Genomic DNA, 19367 nt, shown 5'->3' with positions numbered 1-19367 from the left:
TATTTTATTTTTTATCTGTTATCGCAGGAACACCCTTAATAGTAAATCTTTTTTTATTGTTAAAGTACAATGGAGATTTAAAATAAGGCCCTTTGTTAACCATAACAGCAGTTTCTATTAACTCATCTATGGCTTTTTCAAGGCCATCTTCTTTAAAGGCAACAGAATCCTCACCTTTAGGATACCCCTCGGTTTCGACTACGCATTCAATTGTAGGGTGCTTAACACAATCAATTAAATAGCTTTCGAAGGCATCGCGAGGCAAAACCAAACCAAATTCCCGCCACGCATATTTCCTACCCCAGTAATAACCGTCTTCGGATTGATATTTTACCCGCGAGTCATTCTTTCCTTTATTTTCATCATGTTTTTGTTTTGACATATTACGAGCATATAGATAGCTAAAATCTTTATCCAAAATGGACGCCTTGGATAGACAGGATAGGTCAACTACCTTACAGCCATTTTCCTCGGTGAAACCAATGTTATATCGTTCTCCCTCAACGATGATATCTTCGAAATTAGCTTCAAACTGATATGTTGTATCAGTTGTTGCAGGTTGAAAAGTATGCAAAAATCGACCATTGCCAAGGTCAAGTTTCTGATAATTAGTTGCAATCAAATCATGAATTGTTTTGAGGTCACGTGATTTCATAATTCTATCCTTATCGAAAATATTTTCATTCAAATAAAAACGACAACTCAAACTACAAAATTATAGATTAACAACAAGGTTAAATAGATCGAGAAGAAATTTGCATCTTCTTATGACCAGAATAAACATGTGTGCATTCATTAGTGTGTTTATCAATCATATAACAATCATAAATAATATCTCTTGATGTTGTGATTGATTTAACTTCGGATAACTCAAGGTTAGTCAAAAAATTATCATGTTGATCTTCTATATATTCCTTATCGACCAGATAATCATTAACAGCTTTCAGAAAAAAATCATGTCTATAGCAGACAGAAATAGGCAAATCGAACTCTACAATTTGCTTTGAACAAGCGTCATCGCTCCATACAGCAACTTCTACGCAATTCATATAGCCTCCCAGATATTTGATTTGTCAATCAGATGATACCGCAATTTTTTTTAAATAAAAGAAGTCAATAAGCCCCGTTGGTGGTAAGACAACAAACGGAGCGTCTGGCGACTTCATCAGGGTTATGTCAGATAGTGAGGCTTATCAGGATGACCATGTACCCAAGGGGAGCGAGGCCGAACCGCTGGCAGAGCTTGCATATGGTCTGCAAGTACCGTGACCACCATAAACCTGTTTATCCCCTGCGGCGTCTCGCGACGGCGACAGAACGGGGGCATCGGGCAAAAATGCGCTTCACTAAAAGTTTCAGGGAATCATGCCGGGTGCGCGGCTTTCTGTTCATGTTGGGCTATCGCGGTATGACAAGTGGAACGACCGCCAGCGCTTTGCTAAACTCCCTGTTCACCGTTCAACAAATCGCGGCAACTATCAGGGTAAATAGCGGTACTTTGGTCACATCACCTCAGAGGCAACTCATTGAGTTATAAGGCTTTTGAAGGGCTGGAGCGGGCGAAGGGAATCGAACCCTCGTATAGAGCTTGGGAAGCTCTCGTTCTACCATTGAACTACGCCCGCGAAGAGGTGCGAGAAGCATTATAGCCCTTACGCACCCTGTGACAAGCCTGCCGGATGCTGACTGGCGATAAAATAACCTTTTAGCACTTAGGTTTACTTCCCTGCGGCGGCAGGTAACGCAGCGGATCGATGGCCGTCGCCCGGTAGCGGATCTGGAAATGCAGCCGCACTGAGTCGGCATCCGTACTGCCCATGGTGGCAATTTGCTGGCCGGCCTTCACGCTCTGGCCATTATTCACCATTAGCTTATCGTTGTGGGCATAGGCGGTGATGTAATCCTCGCTGTGCTTAATCATGATCAGATTGCCATAGCCGCGCAGCTGATTGCCGACGTAGACCACCTTGCCCGCCCCGGCGGCATACACCGGCTGACCGCGGGTTCCGGCGATATCAATGCCTTTATTGCCGCCATCGGCGGTGGAATAAGGCAGGACCACTTTGCCGCTGGTCGGCCAGCGCCAGCAGCGCTGTCCCACCGGCGGCCAGGAGGACTGAGGTACTGCGGACGAAGGCGTGACCGCCGCGGTGCGCGTAGAGGAAGATTTTTTCTTCGTTGTCTTCGTTGAACTGCTGCCGTTAAGCTTCAGCTTCTGCCCCACCTCAATGGTGTAAGGCGGGGAGATGTTATTCAGGCGGGCCAGATCGCGAACGCTGGTGCCGGTGGTGCGGGAGATGCCATACAGGGTATCGCCGCGTTTAACGGTGTAGGTCGTACCGGAATCGGAGGTGCTGGAGCAGCCAGCCAGCGCCAGGCTTACCACCAGCATCAGTGTCATATAAACGCGTTTCATCATCAGGCATCCTGCACTTAACACAACCACTTACCTCGCAATCAGGGCGAATATCATACCAGTCCGCGGCGCAGGGCGTCATCCCTGATGGCGAAACCAATATCCCCTGGCCATCGGATACGGCCCGCGACGAACAGTGATTGCTGTTGGTGCCGCACGTCATGGTGGTCTTCCCCAACATGCGGGTGGCCGCTCACAGAGCCGCCTCCAGGGCTTGTTTTGGTAATGCCTTTCTGCCATTTATGGGCTAACCTAGTGGCCTGAGTACATGACCCGGCGGGTTTGTGCCGGGTCTTTATTTATTTTCAGGAGTCGTCATGGCCGGGGAACACGTCATTTTACTGGATGAGCAGGATCAGCCTGCCGGTATGCTGGAGAAGTATGCCGCCCATACGCTTGATACCCCTTTACATCTCGCGTTTTCCTGCTGGCTGTTTAACCAGCAGGGTCAGTTGCTGGTCACTCGTCGTTCGTTGGGCAAAAAAGCCTGGCCCGGGGTATGGACCAACTCGGTCTGCGGACACCCCCAGCAGGGCGAGACCTTCGAGCAGGCCGTCACGCGCCGCTGCCGCTTCGAACTCGGCGTGGAGATCGCCGACATCGCGCCGGTTCACCCGGCCTTCCGCTACCGGGCGGTCGCCCCAAACGGCATCGTTGAGAACGAAGTATGCCCGGTGTATGCCGCGCGCGTGGTGAGCGAAGTGCAGCCTAATGACGATGAAGTCATGGATTATCAGTGGGTTGACCTGGCAACGATGTTAAGCGCGCTGGCCGCCACGCCCTGGGCGTTTAGCCCGTGGATGGTGCTGGAAGCGGAAAATCGGGACGCCCACCAGGCGCTGACCGACTTTGTTGCGCGTCTGCGCGGGTAAGCTGACTCGTCTCGCTGCCGCCACCACCCGGCGTAAAAAGCGGCGCCATAACGGTCATCGTTGCCTGGCGGCGCTACGCTTGCACAGGCCTACGGTTCTGCGCTGTTGCGTAGCCCGGATAAGGCGTTTACGCCGCTATCCGGGAGCCCCCGGCCTGCGCTGAGTCGGGTTACGCCAGCCTTCAGACCTCACGTCAGACATAAAAAAACCCGGCAAGCCGGGTTTTTTTGCAATGCACAAGACGCGATTATTTCTGCGGACGCATTGCCGGGAAGAGGATCACGTCGCGGATGGTGTGGCTGTTAGTGAACAACATCACCATGCGGTCGATACCAATACCCAGACCGGCGGTCGGCGGCAGGCCGTGCTCCAGCGCGGTCACGTAGTCTTCATCGTAGAACATTGCTTCGTCGTCGCCTGCGGCTTTCGCATCAACCTGATCCTGGAAGCGCTGCGCCTGGTCTTCGGCGTCGTTCAACTCGCTAAAGCCGTTACCGATCTCACGGCCGCCAATGAAGAATTCAAAGCGGTCGGTGATTTCCGGGTTCACGTCGTTACGGCGCGCCAGCGGAGAAACTTCCGCCGGGTATTCGGTGATGAAGGTCGGCTGAATCAGGTGCGCTTCCGCCACTTCTTCGAAGATCTCGGTCACGATACGGCCCAGCCCCCAGCTCTTCTCCACTTTGATGCCGATAGACTCAGCGATCGCTTTCGCGGAATCGAAGTTATCCAGATCCGCCATCTCGGTTTCCGGACGGTATTTCTTGATCGCTTCGCGCATGGTCAGTTTTTCAAACGGCTTGCCGAAGTCGAACACCTGGTCGCCGTAAGGCACTTCGGTGTTGCCGAGGATGTCCTGCGCCAGGGTGCGGAACAGGGATTCGGTCAGCTCAATCAGATCTTTGTAATCCGCATAAGCCATGTAGAGTTCCATCATGGTGAACTCTGGGTTATGACGAACGGAGATCCCTTCGTTACGGAAGTTACGGTTGATCTCGAAGACGCGTTCGAAGCCGCCCACCACCAGACGCTTGAGGTACAGTTCCGGCGCGATACGCAGGTACATGTCCAGATCCAGCGCGTTATGATGGGTGATGAACGGACGCGCGGAAGCGCCGCCCGGGATCACCTGCATCATCGGGGTTTCCACTTCCATAAAGCCGCGGCCAACCATGAACTGACGGATGCCCGCCAGGATCTGCGAACGCACTTTGAAGGTCTTGCGCGATTCATCGTTGGAGATCAGGTCGAGGTAACGCTGACGATAGCGCGCTTCCTGATCCTGCAGGCCATGGAACTTGTCCGGTAACGGGCGCAGGGCTTTGGTCAGCAGACGCAGCTCGGTGCAGTGGATAGACAACTCACCGGTTTTGGTCTTGAACAGCTTACCGCGGGCGGCAATGATGTCGCCGAGGTCCCACTTTTTGAACTGGTCGTTGTAAACGCCTTCCGCCAGATCGTCACGCGCCACGTACAGCTGGATGCGGCCGCCAACGTCCTGCAGGGTGACGAAGGACGCTTTACCCATGATACGACGGGTCATCATGCGGCCAGCCACGGCCACTTCAACGTTCAGCGCTTCCAGCTCTTCGTTTTCTTTGCCATCGAAGTCAGCGTGCAGTTGGTCAGAGGTATGGTCACGACGGAAATCGTTCGGGAAAGCGACGCCCTGCTCACGCAGCGCAGCCAGCTTCTCGCGACGGGTTTTCAGTTCATTATTAAGGTCAATTGCCGCGTCAGCGCCCTGTGCTTGTTGTTCAGACATGTTGGTTCCTCATAACCCTGCTTTCAAACTTGCTTCGATAAATTGGTCCAGGCTGCCGTCGAGCACCGCCTGAGTGTTGCGGGTTTCCACCCCGGTACGCAGATCTTTAATACGCGAGTCATCCAACACGTAAGAGCGGATCTGGCTGCCCCAGCCGATATCGGACTTGTTGTCTTCCATCGCCTGCTTCTCGGCATTTTTCTTCTGCATCTCCAGCTCATAAAGCTTCGCTTTCATCTGCTTCATGGCCTGGTCTTTGTTTTTGTGCTGCGAACGGTCATTCTGGCACTGCGTTACCAACCCGGTCGGGATGTGGGTAATACGCACCGCGGATTCTGTACGGTTAACGTGCTGCCCACCGGCGCCGGAGGCGCGGTATACGTCGATGCGCAGATCGGCCGGGTTAATTTCGATATCGATATCGTCTTCCACTTCCGGGTAAACGAACGCGGAGCTGAAGGAGGTATGACGGCGGCCGCCGGAATCGAACGGGCTCTTACGCACCAGACGATGAACGCCGGTTTCGGTACGCAGCCAGCCGTAGGCGTAATCACCAATGATCTTGATGGTCACGGATTTAATCCCTGCGACTTCACCTTCGGACTCTTCGATGATTTCGGTCTTAAAGCCGCGCGCTTCCGCCCAGCGCAGGTACATGCGCATCAGCATGCTGGCCCAGTCCTGGGCTTCGGTGCCGCCGGAACCGGCCTGAATATCAAGGTAGCAATCGGCGCTGTCGTATTCGCCGGAGAACATGCGGCGGAACTCAAGCTGCGCCAGCTTCTCTTCCAGGGTATCCAGCTCGGCGACGGCTTCGTTGAAGGTCTCTTCGTCGTCCGCTTCCACGGCCAGATCCAGCAGGCCGGCAACGTCTTCCAGCCCCTGGGACATCTGATCCAGGGTATCTACGATGGCTTCCAGGGAAGAACGCTCTTTACCCAGCGCCTGAGCGCGTTCAGGTTCGTTCCAGACGTCCGGCTGTTCCAGCTCGGCGTTTACTTCTTCGAGACGCTCTTTCTTGGCATCGTAGTCAAAGATACCCCCTAAGAACGTCGGAGCGCTCCGTGAGGTCCTGAATGCGGTTTTTTACCGGATTTATTTCAAACATGGTCGGTTTCTTTTAATGGATTTGTCAAAATGCGGTGATAAGAGCGGAATTCTACCGGATTCGCGCCCTTATTCATACACTGTTGTCAATTTGGCCAGAGGTGATCGATGATCAGCTGCAGGCTGCGGTTGCCGCGGAACTCATTGATGTCGAGCTTGTAGGCTAACTGGACTTCGCGCACGCCGTTGTCGGGCCAGATGGAAGTATCCACGTTGAAGGCGATACCGTCCAGCAGGGGGCCGCCGTCAACTGGCTCGACCATCACCTTCAGGTGACGCTCGCCCACTAGCCGCTGCTGCAGCAGACGGAAACGGCCGTCAAAGAGTGGTTCCGGGAACATCTGTCCCCACGGCCCGGCGTCGCGCAGCATCTGCGCTACTTCCATGCTCATCTCCGCCGCCGTCAGCGGGCCGTCGGAGACCACCTCGCCCTGCAACAGCGCGGGATCCAGCCACTCGGTCACCAGCTCGCCGAAGCGCTGCTGAAACTCCTCAAAGCGCGCCTCTTCCAGCGATAATCCTGCCGCCATCGCGTGGCCGCCGAACTTCAGGATCAGCCCCGGATAGAGCGTATCAAGGCGCTCCAGCGCATCGCGCATATGCAGCCCCTGAATGGAGCGGCCGGAGCCTTTCAGCGTGCCGTCGCCGGTGGGCGCAAAGGCGATCACCGGCCGGTGGAAACGTTCCTTAATTCGCGAGGCGAGGATGCCGACCACCCCCTGGTGCCACTGCGGATGGTACATCGCCAGCCCGCCGGGCAGGGTGTCGCTACTGCGTTCCAGCTGTTGACACAGGGTCAACGCTTCCGCCTGCATCCCCTGCTCGATCTCTTTGCGCGTCTGGTTGAGCGCGTCAAGCTCGTTGGCTAACACGCGCGCTTCGCCGATGTTATCGCACAGCAGCAGCGCGACGCCGACCGACATGTCGTCCAGACGTCCTGCCGCGTTCAGGCGTGGCCCGAGGGCAAAACCGAGGTCGCTGGCCGCCAGCTTTTGCGGATCGCGGTTGGCAATCTCCAGCAGCGCCTTAATGCCGGGCCGGCACTTGCCGGCGCGAATGCGGCTTAACCCCTGCCAGGTGAGAATACGGTTGTTAGCATCCAGCGGCACGACGTCGGCAACGGTGCCAAGCGCCACCAAATCCAGCAGCTCGGCAAGGTTCGGCGCGGCGATGCCGCGGGCGTCGAACCAGCCGTTATCACGCAGAAAGGTGCGCAGCGCCAGCATCAGATAGAACGCCACTCCCACCCCGGCCAGCGATTTCGATGGGAAGTCGCAATCGCGCAGGTTAGGGTTAACGATGGCCTCCGCCGCCGGAAGCGTCTCCCCCGGCAGGTGGTGATCGGTCACCAGCACCGGGATCCCCAGCGCATGGGCATGATCGACGCCGGCATGGGACGAGATCCCATTGTCGACGGTCATGATCATCTGCGCGCCGCGGGCGTGAGCCTGATCGACCACTTCCGGGCTTAAGCCGTAGCCGTCTTCAAAACGGTTCGGCACCAGGTAGGAGACGTTGCCGTAGCCCAGCGCGCGCAGGGCCAGCACGCTGAGCGCGGTGCTGGTGGCGCCGTCGGCGTCAAAATCGCCGACCACGACAATGTGCAGCCCTTTCTGGAATGCGTCGTGCAGCATCCCGACCGCTTTTTCAACGCCGGTGAGCTGTGTCCAGGGGAGCATGCCTTTGACGCTGCGCTCCAGCTCCTGGGCGCTGCGCACCCCGCGGCTGGCATACAGCCGCTGCAGCAGCGGCGGCAGATCGGCGGGTAAATCGACGCCGTCAACCGCCTCGCGGCGGCGTAGTTGTATCTGTTGTTTCACGCGAATCAGTTACCGCTTGTCTGTTTTTTATGCTCGTCGAGGAACGCCTTCAGCTCTTTCGGCCCCTGATAGCCCGGCAGCACCATGCCGTTGCTGAGGACCATCGCCGGGGTGCCGTTGACGCCCATCTGCACGCCGAGGGTGTAATGTTTGGCGATATCCACGCTGCAACTCGCCGGCTGCACGCCCTTGCCGTTCATGGCGTCATCCAGCGCTTTGTTGCGATCTTTCGCGCACCAGATGGCCTTCATGTCCTGCTCCGCCTGGCTCTGCAGCCCCTGGCGCGGGAAGGCCAGGTAGCGCACGGTGATCCCCAGCGCGTTGTAGTCGCTCATTTGCTCATGCAGCTTGTGGCAATAACCGCAGGTGATGTCGGTAAAGACGGTAATGACGTGCTGCTCCTTCGGCGCTTTGTAGACAATCATTTCGTTGCTCAGCGCGTTCAGCTTCCCCAGCAGCAGCTGGTTAGTGACGTTGACCGGCTGCGCGCCGCTCACGTCGTACATCGGCCCCTGGATGATGTGCTTGCCATCGTCGGTGACATACAGCACGCCGCTGTCGGTCAGCACCGTGCTCATCCCGGAAACCGGCGACGGTTGAATATCGGTGCTCTGTACACCCAGCTTCGCCAGCGACTGTTTAATTGCCGCGCTATCGGCATGCGCCGCCCCGGAAAGGGAAGCCGCCAGCAGGGTGAACATCAATAAACCTTTTTTCATACTCAGTCCTTTTATTCAGCACTCACGCCCGCGGGTGGTGCTGTTGATGAAGTTGTCGCAGACGCTCGGTCGCCACGTGGGTGTAAATCTGCGTGGTGGAGAGATCGCTGTGTCCTAACAGCATCTGCACCACACGCAGGTCGGCGCCATGATTGAGCAAATGCGTGGCGAACGCATGGCGCAACACGTGCGGGGAGAGCTTTTCGCTGTCGATCCCCGCCAGCACGGCATAGTGTTTAATCCGGTGCCAGAAGGTCTGGCGCGTCATCTGCTGGGCGCGCTGACTGGGAAATAAGACATCCGACGCCACGCCGTTCAGCAGCCAGGGGCGACCATACTCGAGGTAATTTTCCACCCACAGTACCGCCTCTTCCCCCAGCGGCACCAGCCGCTCTTTGTTGCCTTTCCCCACCACCCGCAGCACGCCCTGTCGCAGGCTGATGTCGCTCATCGTCAGCCCCACCAGCTCCGAAACGCGCAGGCCGGTGGCATACAGCACCTCCAGCATCGCTTTATCGCGCAATTCCAGCGGCTGCTCCACCAGCGGGGCCTGCAGCAGACGCTCAACCTGCGCCTCACTGAGATCCTTCGGCAGCCGCTGCGGCAACTTTGGCGAGGCCAGCAGCGCGCTGGGGTCGTCCGGGCGAATTTTTTCCCGGTACAGATGCTGGAAGAAGCGACGCACAGCGCTCAGCAGGCGCGCGGTGCTGGTGGCTTTATAGCCGCCGGACTGCCGCTCGGCCAGCAGCGCCTGCAGGTCGTCGCTGCCGACGCTTGCCAGCGACAGACCGCGATGGTGCAGCCACTCCACGAGCATCGTCAAATCACGACGATAGGCGCTGAGCGTATTCTCCGCCAGGTTGCGCTCCAGCCAAAGGGCATCGAGAAACTGTTCGATTAGTGCCAGATCCTGTTTCACATCGGCCTCTTTGTTCGTTAAACGCTCTCATTATGCCTTAAGAGGACGCCTTTCTGGTACACTGCCCGCCATTCACGGCAAGAATCGAGATGTTTACGCGATGAATATAGGTCTGTTTTACGGCTCCAGTACCTGCTATACCGAAATGGCCGCGGAGAAAATCCGCGATATCATCGGCCCCGAGCTGGTGACGCTGCACAATCTGAAAGATGACTCCCCCGCGCTGATGAGCCAGTACGACGTACTGATCCTCGGCATCCCGACCTGGGATTTCGGCGAAATTCAGGAAGACTGGGAAGCGGTCTGGGACCAGCTGGACACCCTGGACCTGGAGGGCAAAATCGTCGCGCTCTACGGCATGGGCGATCAGTTGGGCTACGGCGAATGGTTCCTTGACGCGCTGGGCATGCTGCATGACAAGCTGGCGACCAAAGGCGTGAAGTTTGTCGGCTACTGGCCAACCGAAGGCTATGAGTTCACCAGCCCGAAACCGGTGATCGCGGATGGCCAACTGTTCGTTGGCCTGGCGCTGGATGAAACCAACCAGTACGACCTGAGCGACGAGCGCATCCAGAGCTGGTGCGAGCAGATCCTCGGCGAAATGGCCGAACACTTTTCCTGACGCGGCTTACTCCTGCGCCGGTTTTTGCAGCACCAGCCGGCGCAGATCGCGCCACTCTCCGGCGTCCATGCTGTCCGCCGCCAGCCAAAGATGCTGTCCGCGCCGGGTATCGACATGGCGCAAACGCAGCAGCATACCGCTATTGATAACCCACGGCGTCCCGAGGATCTCCCAGTCGGCGTTTTGCCAGCGCAGCCGGGAATCGGTGAGCAGTTTTATCTCCCCGCGACGGGCATGGATCCGTCGCTGGCTGCGCACACAGTCAAAGACCACCAGCGACAGCAGCAGCAGCCAGATCGGGGTGTAGCTTAACGGCCAGGGAACCAGCAGCACCAGCGCCGCCACAACGCCGTGGAGCAGCAGAGAAAACCACTGCGCGCGCCAGGAGATACGGAGATCAGATTGCCACAGGACCACGTTCCCGATTCCGTGTCTGAATTAAGGTTACCATCCGCTGCAGCTCCGCATCGGCCGGTTTGCCATGGTTCATCAGCCAGTTGAATAGATCCGGATCGTCATTTTCCAGCAGGCGAATGAACAGCTGTTTGTCAGCGTCGCTGAGGGTATCGTACTCATACTCAAAGAACGGCATGATGGAGATGTCGAGTTCGCGCATCCCGCGGCGGCATGCCCAGTGGATACGAGCTTTATTGTTAATGTCCATGTTGACCTTCCAGCAGCAAAATATTGGTTAGTTTAACCCGTTTTCTGCCGTAACTTTACAGGAATATCGCTGAATGCGAGCATCCTTCCATAAAAACCATAAAATAATGATGGGCTTATTGTTTTCCCGCGCCGGGCCTTCACCAAACGTCAGCGCACAAATGGCCTGTTGAAAGCACTTGCAATGCACTATAGCTCTTTTACCATTGGTCACACACACTGCGTTAAGCGATTCAGGATATGACTATGGCTTTTACACCTTTTCCTCCGCGTCAGCCTTCCTCTTCCGCTCGTCTGCCGTTAACGCTGATGACCCTGGATGACTGGGCGCTGGCGACGATTAGCGGGCCAGACAGCGAAAAATACCTGCAGGGGCAGATTACCGCCGATGTGAGCAGTCTCACCGATGCTCAGCATCTGCTTGCCGCCCACTGTGACGCCAAAGGCAAGATGTGGAGCAACCTGCGCGTATTCCGTCGCGACGGCGGCTTCGCGTGGATTGAACGCCGCAGCCTGCGCGACGCGCAGCTGACCGAGCTGAAAAAATATGCCGTCTTCTCCAAAGTCACCATCGCCGCCAACGACGATCTGGTTCTGCTGGGGGTGGCCGGCTTCCAGGCGCGCGCCGCGCTGGCGCCGCTGTTCGCCGCTCTGCCCGACGCCGCCACTCCGGTGGTCAGCGAAGGCGCCACCAGCCTGCTGTGGTTTGAACACCCGGGCGAGCGCTTCCTGCTGGTGACCGATGTCGACACCGCCAACCACGTCACCGACGCGTTGCGCGGCGAAGCGCAGCTCAACAACAGCCAGCAGTGGCTGGCGCTGAATATTGAAGCCGGTCTGCCGGTTATCGACAGCGCCAACAGCGGGCAGTTCATTCCGCAGGCCACCAACCTGCAGGCGCTGGGCGGCATCAGCTTCAAAAAAGGCTGCTACACAGGTCAGGAGATGGTGGCGCGGGCGAAATTCCGCGGCGCCAATAAGCGCGCGCTGTGGACGCTGTCAGGTACCGCCAGCCGGGTGCCGGAAGCCGGGGAAGACCTGGAGCTGAAGATGGGCGACAACTGGCGCCGCACCGGTACGGTGCTTGCGGCGGTTCAGCTGGATGATGGCCAGTTGCTGGTGCAGGTGGTGATGAATAACGATATGGAGCCGGACAGCATCTTCCGCGTGCGCGACGATGCCGGAAGCCTACGCATCGAACCGCTGCCCTATTCGCTGGAAGACGTGTAATTAAGCGTTATGACTCCCGGCTTGCGGCGCTTTCGCCTTAGCCGGGCTACCCGGCCGCAGAATATCGTAGCCACGGTAAGCGCAGCGCCACCGTGGGATGTTTATCAGGACTGGCCGATGTAAAGATAGATCGCCAGGAAGTGACACACGCTGCCGCCGAGCACGAAGCCGTGCCAGATAGCGTGGTTATAGGGAATACGTTTGCAGACGTAGAAGATGACCCCCAGTGAGTACACCACCCCGCCAACCGCCAGCAGCGTTACGCCACCCACCGCCAGCTTCACCGCCAGCTGATAGACCACAATAAGCGACAGCCAGCCCATGGTCAGATAGGTCACCAGCGACAGAATTTTAAAGCGGTGCGCGATGGTCAGCTTAAACAGGATCCCCAGCAGCGCCAGGCTCCAGATGACGATCATCAGCCCCTTCGCCAGCGGCGAGTTCAGCCCCACCAGCAAAAACGGCGTATAGGTCCCGGCGATTAACAAGTAGATAGCGCAGTGGTCGAATTTCTTCAGCCACTGTTTCGCCCGCTGATGCGGGATCGCGTGATAGAGCGTGGAGGCGAGGAACAGCATAATCATGCTGCCGCCGTACAGGCTGTAGCTGGTGATCGCCGTCGCGCTGGCGTTGGTGTCCACCGCCTGCACCAGCAATAGCACGAGCCCGACGATACCGAACACCAGCCCGATCCCGTGGCTGATGCTGTTGGCAACTTCCTCTGCCAGAGAATATCCCTGAGTGATTAATGGTTTGCGCACCATATTGGACTCCTGAAAACAAGAACGCTTTCATTGCTCACTTAGGGTAACTGAGAATGATTCCAGTGAACACCTGTTAGCTAAAATAAAAAGATGTATATTTGTAAATACATTAAAATCAAAAGGTTAAATTTTTATTTCAACTCACAGCTGTTCCTGCTTACCTTAAAGCGTTTTGAATTCAATGACATAAAACTGGCTCTCGCCAGGATAGATGTCGCTGATGACCTGCCGCAGCTGCCCCAGGGTCATATTCTCCTGTTGAGCATGCTGTTCGGTCAGCGTATCGAGGGTCACTGTCGAGGTCGCGGTCACGGCGATGGTGCAAAAATAGCCGTCGTCTTCATAGCGCCCGACGCGCAGCACATCGCCGGGCTTAAAGTGCGACTCCGCCGCATCGCGAATGGTGATAGTTTTGCGCCCGGCGAGGATGTCGTCCTGAAAACGCTGAAAAAAGGTAATGTCATTGGCCTGCATGATATAATTCCGTCCTGGTCATTATGAATTGTGAGTTCGCCACTGTGAGTATGTTCTCCCACGCCGCTGTCGCCAGTCTCAATAATCTTGAGATGATGGTCTACCACTACGTCATAAAGAATCGCGACAAAGTGATGTACATGACCATCCGCGAACTGGCCGAAGCCGCCGGCGTCTCCACCACCACCGTGTTGCGCTTCTGCCGCAAACTGCAGTGCGAGGGCTACTCTGAATTTCGCGTACGTTTTAAATTATATCTTGAGCAGAACGAGCCTCAACAGGCAAATATCGGCGCCAGCGAAATCATGAGCTTTTTTAAAAGCGTTAATAATGACGAGTTCGATGGATTACTAGACCAGGCCGTCGATATTATTCTCGCCTCAGAACGTATTATTTTTGTCGGCGCCGGCACCTCGGGCGCGCTGGCGAAATATGGCGCCCGTTTCTTCTCCAACGTCGGTAAATTCAGCAACCATATTGACGACCCCTATTTTCCGGTAACCAACGATATGGCCCGCAACGCGCTGGCGATCGTGCTTTCCGTCTCCGGCGAAACAGAAGAGATCCTGCGTTTCGCCAGCCAGTTCAGCCTGCATCATTGCAAGGTGATGTCGATTACCAGTCACGAGCATTCGCGGCTGGCCAAACTGGCCGATTTCAATCTCTCCTGGCACGTCCCGCAGACCCGCATTGGCGGCGTCTACGATATTACCACGCAAATTCCAGTGATCTATATTCTCGAATCGCTCGGGCGTAAATTAGCGCGCAAAATCAGCTAAAAATAACAGCCTGTTTTTTTGATGTAACATATTACCTTTGGAGAAATTTGTTATATCGTGACATTCAATTTCACTTTGCTAGACTCGAGCGCAATAGTTATTAGAGAGATTAGCCAGGATGAAAAAATTAACCCTTCCGAAAGATTTTTTATGGGGCGGCGCGGTTGCCGCGCATCAGGTTGAAGGCGGCTGGGATCAGGGCGGCAAAGGCCCCAGCATCTGCGACGTGCTGACCGGCGGGGCGCACGGCGTGCCGCGTGAAATCACCCACCAGGTGGAAGCCGGCAAATATTACCCCAACCACCAAGCGGTCGATTTCTACGGCCGCTACAAAGAAGACATCAAACTGTTCGCCGAGATGGGCTTCAAATGCTTCCGCACCTCCATCGCCTGGACCCGCATCTTCCCGCAGGGTGACGAAACCCAGCCGAATGAAGAGGGACTGAAGTTCTACGACGACATGTTCGACGAGCTGCTGAAATACAACATCGAGCCGGTGATCACCCTCTCCCACTTCGAGATGCCCCTGCACCTGGTGCAGCAGTACGGCGGCTGGACCAACCGCAAAGTGGTCGATTTCTTTGTGCGCTTTGCCGAAGTGGTTTTCGAGCGCTATAAGCACAAAGTGAAATACTGGATGACCTTCAACGAGATCAACAACCAGCGCAACTGGCGCGCGCCGCTGTTCGGCTACTGCTGCTCCGGGGTGGTCTATACCGAGCATGACAATCCGGAAGAGACCATGTACCAGGTGCTGCACCATCAGTTCGTCGCCAGCGCGCTGGCGGTGAAAGCGGCGCGGCGCATCAACCCGGACATGCAGGTCGGCTGCATGCTGGCGATGGTCGCCCTCTACCCTTACTCCTGCAAACCGGAAGATGTCATGTTTGCCCAGGAGTCGATGCGCGAGCGCTACGTCTTTACCGACGTCCAACTGCGCGGTTACTACCCGAGCTATGTGCTGAATGAGTGGGAGCGCCGCGGCTTCAACATCAAGATGGAAGATGGCGATGCGCAGATCCTGCGCGAAGGCACTTGCGCTTACCTCGGCTTCAGCTACTACATGACCAACGCGGTGAAAGCCGAAGGCGGCACCGGCGACGCCATTTCCGGCTTCGAAGGCAGCGTGCCGAACCCGCACGTCAAAGCCTCCGACTGGGGCTGGCAGATTGACCCGGTCGGTCTGCGCTATTCCCTGTGTGAACTGTATGAGCGCTACCAGAAGCCGCTGTTTATCGTCGAGAACGGCTTTGGCGCCTACGATAAAGTCGAAGCCGACGGCAGCATCAACGATGACTACCGCATCGACTATCTGCGCGCCCACATCGAAGAGATGATCAAAGCGGTCACTTATGACGGCGTCGATCTGATGGGCTATACCCCATGGGGCTGCATCGACTGCGTCTCCTTCACTACCGGGCAGTACAGCAAACGCTACGGCTTCATCTACGTCAACAAACACGACGACGGCACCGGCGACATGTCCCGCTCGCGCAAGAAGAGCTTTAACTGGTACAAAGAAGTCATCGCCAGCAACGGCGAGAATCTGTAATTGACCGCCCTCTCCCGGCCGGGAGAGGGCAAATCGCTTATCTGCCAGACACTTCTTTACAGCTTTACCATTGCCAAAACGCGTTCGCCCGATAAGATAGGCCTCGTGAATATTTGAGGCGCTCATGATTAAGCGACAACGTAAAGCCATTCTTTTTGTCCTCCTGGCCTGTCTGGTGGTGCTGGTCTGCACCGCCCAGCGAATGGCCGGGATGCACGCGCTGGTCATGAACCTCACCGCCGACAGCCCGTCACTACAGCAAACCCAGGATAAAGCCGACGCGCCGGTCACGCCGTGCGAACTCAGCGCCAAGTCGCTGATGGCCGTCCCGCCGATGCTGTTTGAAGGGGCGCTGTTGGCTATCACCCTGCTGCTGGCGGTGCTGGCGGCGATCCCGCCGCGTATCGAGCGCCAGTGGCCTCCCCGCGTTATCTCCCCGCCCCGATTGCGGGTGCATCTGCGATTATGCGTCTTCCGTGAGTGACTGATTTTCCTGACAGTTCAGGTTAATTCATCATTTATGGAGCAAATTTATGTCTATGTTATTCAGGCGACTACTGGTCTGCCTGCTTTGGCTATGGCTGCCCGTCAGTCAGGCCGCCGACAGCGGCTGGCTACGCGCCGCCGACAATCAACACGCCAGCGTCCGCCTGCGGGCGCAAACCGAGAGCAATGGCGATACCCGCCTGCTTTTAGACGTGGCGCTGGAAAAGGGCTGGAAAACCTACTGGCGCTCGCCGGGGGAAGGCGGCATCGCGCCGGCTATCGCCTGGCACACGCCGCTGGAGGTTGACTGGCGCTGGCCGACGCCGCAGCGCTTCGACGTCGCGGGCATTTCCACTCAGGGCTATCACGGTGACGTCAGCTTCCCGATGACGCTGCGCGGGAAGATACCACCGACGCTCAGCGGCGTACTGACGTTATCCACCTGCAGCAATGTCTGCATTCTTACTGACTATCCCTTTTCGCTGGATATGACGGCCCCGCCAGGGGAGGGTTTTGGCTACGATTTCACCCGCGCGATGGGCACGCTGCCGCTGGGCGATGGTCTGACTTCGCAGCTGACCGCCAGCTACGTCAGCGGCAAACTGACGGTGACCGCTCGCCGCGATGCCGGCTGGCAGCAGCCAGCGCTGTTTATCGACAGCATGGAGGATGTCGATTTCGGCAAGCCGAGCTTTACCAGCCGCGGCGATACGCTGACCGCCACCATACCGGTCACCGATAGCTGGGGCGAAGCGGCACCGGATCTGCGCGGTAAAACCTTGTCGCTGGTGCTGGCGGATAGCGGCCAGGCGCAGGAAAGCCAGATCGCCATCAGCGCCGCGCCGGAGCTGACGTTAGGCTGGGTGCTGCTGATGGCGTTGGCCGGGGGGCTTATCCTCAATGTGATGCCTTGCGTGCTGCCAGTGCTGGCCATGAAGCTCGGCTCGCTGGTGCAAACCGAACATCGCGAACGCGGCGCGGTACGCCGACAGTTCCTCGCCTCGGCGTGCGGGATCGTCGTCTCGTTCCTGGCGCTGGCGCTGATGATGACCGCGCTACGCCTGGGTAATCAGGCGCTCGGCTGGGGGATCCAGTTCCAGAGCCCGTGGTTTATCGGCGCCATGGCGCTGGTGATGATCCTGTTCAGCGCCAGTCTGCTGGGGCTGTTCGAAATCCGCCTCTCCTCCAGCGCCAGTACCTTCCTCGCCACCCGCGGCGGCAACGGCTTAATGGGCCATTTCTGGCAGGGCACCTTCGCCACCCTGCTGGCGACCCCCTGCACCGCGCCGTTCCTTGGCACCGCCGTGTCGGTGGCGCTGGTGGCGCCTCTGCCGCTGCTGTGGGGCATTTTCTTCGCCATGGGGATCGGCATGAGCCTGCCGTGGCTGCTGATCGTTGCCTGGCCGGGGCTGGCGCAACGACTGCCACGTCCCGGCCGCTGGATGAATCATCTGCGCGTACTGCTGGGGCTAATGATGCTTGGTTCAGCGCTATGGCTGGTCAGCCTGCTGACGATCCACATCGGCCGTACGCCGGTGCTTACCCTGCTGGTAATTCTGTCCATCGCCCTGCTAGTGGCCACCGCCTGGCGCTACCGCTGGCGGACGGCGCTGCGCGCGGGCGCCCTGGCCATCGTGGTGGCGGGCGCCGTCGCCTTAGTCTCCCGATCTGACGGCGAGGGCCCGCGCCGCGACCGGGTTAACTGGCAGCCGCTCAGCGAGCAGGCTATCGCCAGCGCCCTGGCGGAACATAAGCGGGTGTTTATTGATGTCACCGCCGACTGGTGCGTGACCTGTAAAGCCAATAAATACAACGTGCTGCTGCGCGATGACGTCCAGCAGGCGCTGTTAGCGCCGGACGTGGTCGCCCTGCGCGGCGACTGGAGCCGCCCCTCCGCCACGATTAGTCAGTTTTTAACCACTCGCGGCAGCGCCGCTGTGCCGTTTAACCAGATTTACGGACCGGGATCGCCGCAGGGAGAGATCCTGCCTGCGCTGTTAGATCGCGAACACCTTCTCGCCACCCTGTCCGTCGCCCAAGGAAAATAACATGAGAGCTATCACCGCCTTATTGCTGCTGTGCATATCCGCCTTCAGCTTCGCCGCCCCGGCGGAAGAACCACAAGCAAACGCTAATGACCAGCTGGCGCAGCTGCTGTTTAACGATCCGAACAGCCCGCGCACCGGCGCGAAAGCGCCAAAACTGACGATCGTCTCGTTTACCGATTACAACTGCCCTTACTGCAAACAGTTTGATCCGCTGCTGGAAAAAATCGTCCACGATAACCCGGACATTCAGCTGATCGTTAAGCTGCTGCCGTTCAAGGGGCAAAGTTCGGTCAATGCCGCCAAAGCGGCGCTATCGACCTGGCGCCAGCAGCCCGATAAGTTCTGGGCGCTGCATCAGCGGCTGATGGCGAAAAAAGGCTATCACGATGACGCCAGCATCGCCGCGGCGCAGAAGAAAACCGCCACCGATAGTGTAAATATCGATGACAAGACCATGGATTCGCTGAAGATGAACCTGATTTTGTCGCAGGTGCTGAATATTCAGGGCACCCCGGCGACCATCATCGGCGATCAGATGGTGGCCGGCGCGATCCCTGCTGATGAGCTGGAGGGGCTGGTGAAAGAGCAGCTGGCGAAAGCCCGTGGCCAGTAAAATCAGGCGCTGGCTGCGCGAGCTGGCGGTGTGGCTGCTGATTGGCGCGGCGGTGAGCCTGGCGGTGGATTATTTTCGCCAGCCCGCGCTGCCGCAAAACGTCAGCGCCACATCGCTGCACGCCCTCGACGGCAGGACGGTGGATCTGAACGCCATGAGCCAGCAAAAGCCGCTGCTGCTGTACGTTTGGGCCACCTGGTGCGGAGTTTGTCGCTACACCACGCCGTCGGTGGCATCGCTTGCCGCCGACGGCGGCAATGTGCTGACGGTGGCCCTGCGCTCCGGCGATAACGCCGCGCTGGAGACGTGGCTTGCCAGAAAGAAACTGACGCTGCCGACGGTAAATGACCCGAGCGGCCAGCTGGCGCGGCAGTGGGATATTCGGGTGACGCCAACGCTGGTGGTGATTTATCGAGGCGAGGTGAAGTCGGTTACCACCGGCTGGACCAGCAGTTGGGGAATGCGCCTGCGGCTGTGGCTGGCCTCCTGGTAGGCCGCCGGGTTACCCGGCTCGCGCT

The 19367-nt window shown here is 57.5% G+C and carries 21 protein-coding genes and 1 tRNA gene; 9 read left to right on the top strand and 13 right to left on the bottom strand.

Translation table 11 applies throughout. The annotated features are described in order from the left end of the window. Positions 1–4: 4 nt before the first annotated feature. The 4 genes from ACLH1I_RS17965 to actS form a co-directional block, all read right to left on the bottom strand. Positions 5–655, bottom strand: a complete 651-nt coding sequence (locus ACLH1I_RS17965; RefSeq protein WP_128336205.1) for a hypothetical protein — start codon at positions 653–655, stop codon at positions 5–7. 79 nt (positions 656–734) lie between these two features. Further along, on the bottom strand, positions 735–1049 hold the full coding sequence (locus ACLH1I_RS17960; protein WP_152842039.1) for a hypothetical protein: 315 nt from the start codon (positions 1047–1049) through the stop codon (positions 735–737). Between the two features lie 502 nt (positions 1050–1551). Continuing rightward, a tRNA-Gly gene (locus tag ACLH1I_RS17955) sits at positions 1552–1625 on the bottom strand. An 80-nt stretch (positions 1626–1705) separates the two neighbouring features. Then, a complete protein-coding gene (gene actS, locus ACLH1I_RS17950; RefSeq protein WP_017899801.1) occupies positions 1706–2419 on the bottom strand; it encodes an amidase activator ActS in 714 nt (237 codons plus the stop codon). A gap of 314 nt (positions 2420–2733) precedes the next feature. Here actS and idi point away from each other — a divergent pair, with 314 nt between their 5' ends. Further along, positions 2734–3288 carry an isopentenyl-diphosphate Delta-isomerase gene (gene idi, locus ACLH1I_RS17945; RefSeq protein ID WP_198079812.1) on the top strand — a complete coding sequence of 185 codons (555 nt, stop codon included), beginning with the start codon at positions 2734–2736 and terminating at the stop codon, positions 3286–3288. Positions 3289–3535: 247 nt separating this feature from the next. On the opposite strand, the gene lysS is transcribed toward idi, so the two are convergent. From lysS to xerD, 5 genes are all read right to left on the bottom strand, one after another. Beyond that, positions 3536–5053, bottom strand: a complete 1518-nt coding sequence (gene lysS / locus ACLH1I_RS17940) for a lysine--tRNA ligase (protein ID WP_002916299.1) — start codon at positions 5051–5053, stop codon at positions 3536–3538. Between the two features lie 9 nt (positions 5054–5062). Beyond that, positions 5063–6161, bottom strand: a protein-coding gene (gene prfB / locus ACLH1I_RS17935; RefSeq protein ID WP_095858446.1) for a peptide chain release factor 2 whose coding sequence is annotated in 2 segments (ribosomal slippage) — positions 5063–6085 and positions 6087–6161 — 1098 coding nt in all. Because the reading frame shifts where the segments join, the coding sequence is not laid out codon by codon here. 85 nt (positions 6162–6246) lie between these two features. Continuing rightward, positions 6247–7980 carry a single-stranded-DNA-specific exonuclease RecJ gene (gene recJ / locus ACLH1I_RS17930; RefSeq protein ID WP_004205327.1) on the bottom strand — a complete coding sequence of 578 codons (1734 nt, stop codon included), beginning with the start codon at positions 7978–7980 and terminating at the stop codon, positions 6247–6249. Positions 7981–7985: 5 nt separating this feature from the next. Continuing rightward, positions 7986–8699 carry a bifunctional protein-disulfide isomerase/oxidoreductase DsbC gene (dsbC, locus tag ACLH1I_RS17925; RefSeq protein WP_002916301.1) on the bottom strand — a complete coding sequence of 238 codons (714 nt, stop codon included), beginning with the start codon at positions 8697–8699 and terminating at the stop codon, positions 7986–7988. 22 nt (positions 8700–8721) lie between these two features. Further along, entirely contained in the window at positions 8722–9618 is an 897-nt protein-coding gene (gene xerD, locus ACLH1I_RS17920; protein ID WP_004144729.1) for a site-specific tyrosine recombinase XerD, read from the bottom strand. A gap of 100 nt (positions 9619–9718) precedes the next feature. On the opposite strand from xerD, the gene fldB reads away from it, so the two are divergent. Then, positions 9719–10240 carry a flavodoxin FldB gene (gene fldB, locus ACLH1I_RS17915; RefSeq protein ID WP_004205324.1) on the top strand — a complete coding sequence of 174 codons (522 nt, stop codon included), beginning with the start codon at positions 9719–9721 and terminating at the stop codon, positions 10238–10240. 6 nt (positions 10241–10246) lie between these two features. Here fldB and ACLH1I_RS17910 read toward each other — a convergent pair whose 3' ends face one another. Both ACLH1I_RS17910 and sdhE read right to left on the bottom strand, forming a co-directional pair. Continuing rightward, on the bottom strand, positions 10247–10657 hold the full coding sequence (locus ACLH1I_RS17910; protein WP_004205323.1) for a protein YgfX: 411 nt from the start codon (positions 10655–10657) through the stop codon (positions 10247–10249). After that, the gene (sdhE, locus tag ACLH1I_RS17905) at positions 10638–10904 is read right to left on the bottom strand and encodes an FAD assembly factor SdhE (RefSeq protein ID WP_002916312.1); all 267 of its coding nucleotides are present in this window, start codon (positions 10902–10904) and stop codon (positions 10638–10640) included. The genes ACLH1I_RS17910 and sdhE overlap by 20 nt, the downstream gene beginning before the upstream one ends. 245 nt (positions 10905–11149) lie before the next feature. Between sdhE and ygfZ the strand changes: the two genes are divergently transcribed. Next, a complete protein-coding gene (ygfZ, locus tag ACLH1I_RS17900; RefSeq protein ID WP_198079814.1) occupies positions 11150–12133 on the top strand; it encodes a tRNA-modifying protein YgfZ in 984 nt (327 codons plus the stop codon). A 104-nt stretch (positions 12134–12237) separates the two neighbouring features. On the opposite strand, the gene trhA is transcribed toward ygfZ, so the two are convergent. After that, complete coding sequence (trhA, locus tag ACLH1I_RS17895) at positions 12238–12897, bottom strand: PAQR family membrane homeostasis protein TrhA (RefSeq protein ID WP_004205319.1); 660 nt, start codon at positions 12895–12897, stop codon at positions 12238–12240. Positions 12898–13059: 162 nt separating this feature from the next. Then, positions 13060–13371, bottom strand: coding sequence for a N(4)-acetylcytidine aminohydrolase (gene yqfB, locus ACLH1I_RS17890; RefSeq protein ID WP_004144734.1), 312 nt, complete (start codon positions 13369–13371; stop codon positions 13060–13062). A gap of 50 nt (positions 13372–13421) precedes the next feature. On the opposite strand from yqfB, the gene ACLH1I_RS17885 reads away from it, so the two are divergent. The 6 genes from ACLH1I_RS17885 (at position 13422) to ACLH1I_RS17860 (ending at position 19342) form a co-directional block, all read left to right on the top strand. After that, positions 13422–14150: a MurR/RpiR family transcriptional regulator gene (locus ACLH1I_RS17885; RefSeq protein ID WP_004205316.1), complete on the top strand. Its 729-nt coding sequence runs from the start codon at positions 13422–13424 to the stop codon at positions 14148–14150. A gap of 118 nt (positions 14151–14268) precedes the next feature. After that, complete coding sequence (gene bglA / locus ACLH1I_RS17880) at positions 14269–15702, top strand: 6-phospho-beta-glucosidase BglA (protein WP_004205314.1); 1434 nt, start codon at positions 14269–14271, stop codon at positions 15700–15702. Between the two features lie 124 nt (positions 15703–15826). Continuing rightward, complete coding sequence (locus ACLH1I_RS17875; RefSeq protein ID WP_017899797.1) at positions 15827–16186, top strand: hypothetical protein; 360 nt, start codon at positions 15827–15829, stop codon at positions 16184–16186. 49 nt (positions 16187–16235) lie between these two features. Beyond that, the gene (locus tag ACLH1I_RS17870) at positions 16236–18236 is read left to right on the top strand and encodes a protein-disulfide reductase DsbD family protein (RefSeq protein WP_198079816.1); all 2001 of its coding nucleotides are present in this window, start codon (positions 16236–16238) and stop codon (positions 18234–18236) included. A gap of 1 nt (position 18237) precedes the next feature. Then, entirely contained in the window at positions 18238–18849 is a 612-nt protein-coding gene (locus ACLH1I_RS17865; protein ID WP_017899795.1) for a DsbA family protein, read from the top strand. After that, entirely contained in the window at positions 18839–19342 is a 504-nt protein-coding gene (locus ACLH1I_RS17860; protein ID WP_004205308.1) for a protein disulfide oxidoreductase, read from the top strand. Before ACLH1I_RS17865 ends, ACLH1I_RS17860 begins: the two co-directional genes overlap by 11 nt. The last annotated feature ends 25 nt before the right edge of the window (positions 19343–19367 follow it).

The organism is Klebsiella sp. 1SOBk10mer (assembly GCF_046602535.1).
GTDB classification, from domain to species: Bacteria; Pseudomonadota; Gammaproteobacteria; order Enterobacterales; family Enterobacteriaceae; genus Klebsiella; species Klebsiella quasipneumoniae.
The sequence above is the reverse complement of the archived record's forward strand: the minus strand, read 5'-3'. Positions and strand labels throughout refer to the sequence as shown.

Excerpts from the sequence above, each read along its gene's own strand:
- ACLH1I_RS17965 (WP_128336205.1), bottom strand. The coding sequence starts at position 655 with ATGAAATCACGTGACCTCAAAACAATTCATGATTTGATTGCAACTAAT.
- ACLH1I_RS17960 (WP_152842039.1), bottom strand. The coding sequence starts at position 1,049 with ATGAATTGCGTAGAAGTTGCTGTATGGAGCGATGACGCTTGTTCAAAG.
- actS (WP_017899801.1), bottom strand. The coding sequence starts at position 2,419 with ATGATGAAACGCGTTTATATGACACTGATGCTGGTGGTAAGCCTGGCG.
- idi (WP_198079812.1), top strand. The coding sequence starts at position 2,734 with ATGGCCGGGGAACACGTCATTTTACTGGATGAGCAGGATCAGCCTGCC.
- lysS (WP_002916299.1), bottom strand. The coding sequence starts at position 5,053 with ATGTCTGAACAACAAGCACAGGGCGCTGACGCGGCAATTGACCTTAAT.
- dsbC (WP_002916301.1), bottom strand. The coding sequence starts at position 8,699 with ATGAAAAAAGGTTTATTGATGTTCACCCTGCTGGCGGCTTCCCTTTCC.
- fldB (WP_004205324.1), top strand. The coding sequence starts at position 9,719 with ATGAATATAGGTCTGTTTTACGGCTCCAGTACCTGCTATACCGAAATG.
- sdhE (WP_002916312.1), bottom strand. The coding sequence starts at position 10,904 with ATGGACATTAACAATAAAGCTCGTATCCACTGGGCATGCCGCCGCGGG.
- ygfZ (WP_198079814.1), top strand. The coding sequence starts at position 11,150 with ATGGCTTTTACACCTTTTCCTCCGCGTCAGCCTTCCTCTTCCGCTCGT.
- trhA (WP_004205319.1), bottom strand. The coding sequence starts at position 12,897 with ATGGTGCGCAAACCATTAATCACTCAGGGATATTCTCTGGCAGAGGAA.
- yqfB (WP_004144734.1), bottom strand. The coding sequence starts at position 13,371 with ATGCAGGCCAATGACATTACCTTTTTTCAGCGTTTTCAGGACGACATC.
- ACLH1I_RS17885 (WP_004205316.1), top strand. The coding sequence starts at position 13,422 with ATGTTCTCCCACGCCGCTGTCGCCAGTCTCAATAATCTTGAGATGATG.
- bglA (WP_004205314.1), top strand. The coding sequence starts at position 14,269 with ATGAAAAAATTAACCCTTCCGAAAGATTTTTTATGGGGCGGCGCGGTT.
- ACLH1I_RS17875 (WP_017899797.1), top strand. The coding sequence starts at position 15,827 with ATGATTAAGCGACAACGTAAAGCCATTCTTTTTGTCCTCCTGGCCTGT.
- ACLH1I_RS17870 (WP_198079816.1), top strand. The coding sequence starts at position 16,236 with ATGTCTATGTTATTCAGGCGACTACTGGTCTGCCTGCTTTGGCTATGG.
- ACLH1I_RS17865 (WP_017899795.1), top strand. The coding sequence starts at position 18,238 with ATGAGAGCTATCACCGCCTTATTGCTGCTGTGCATATCCGCCTTCAGC.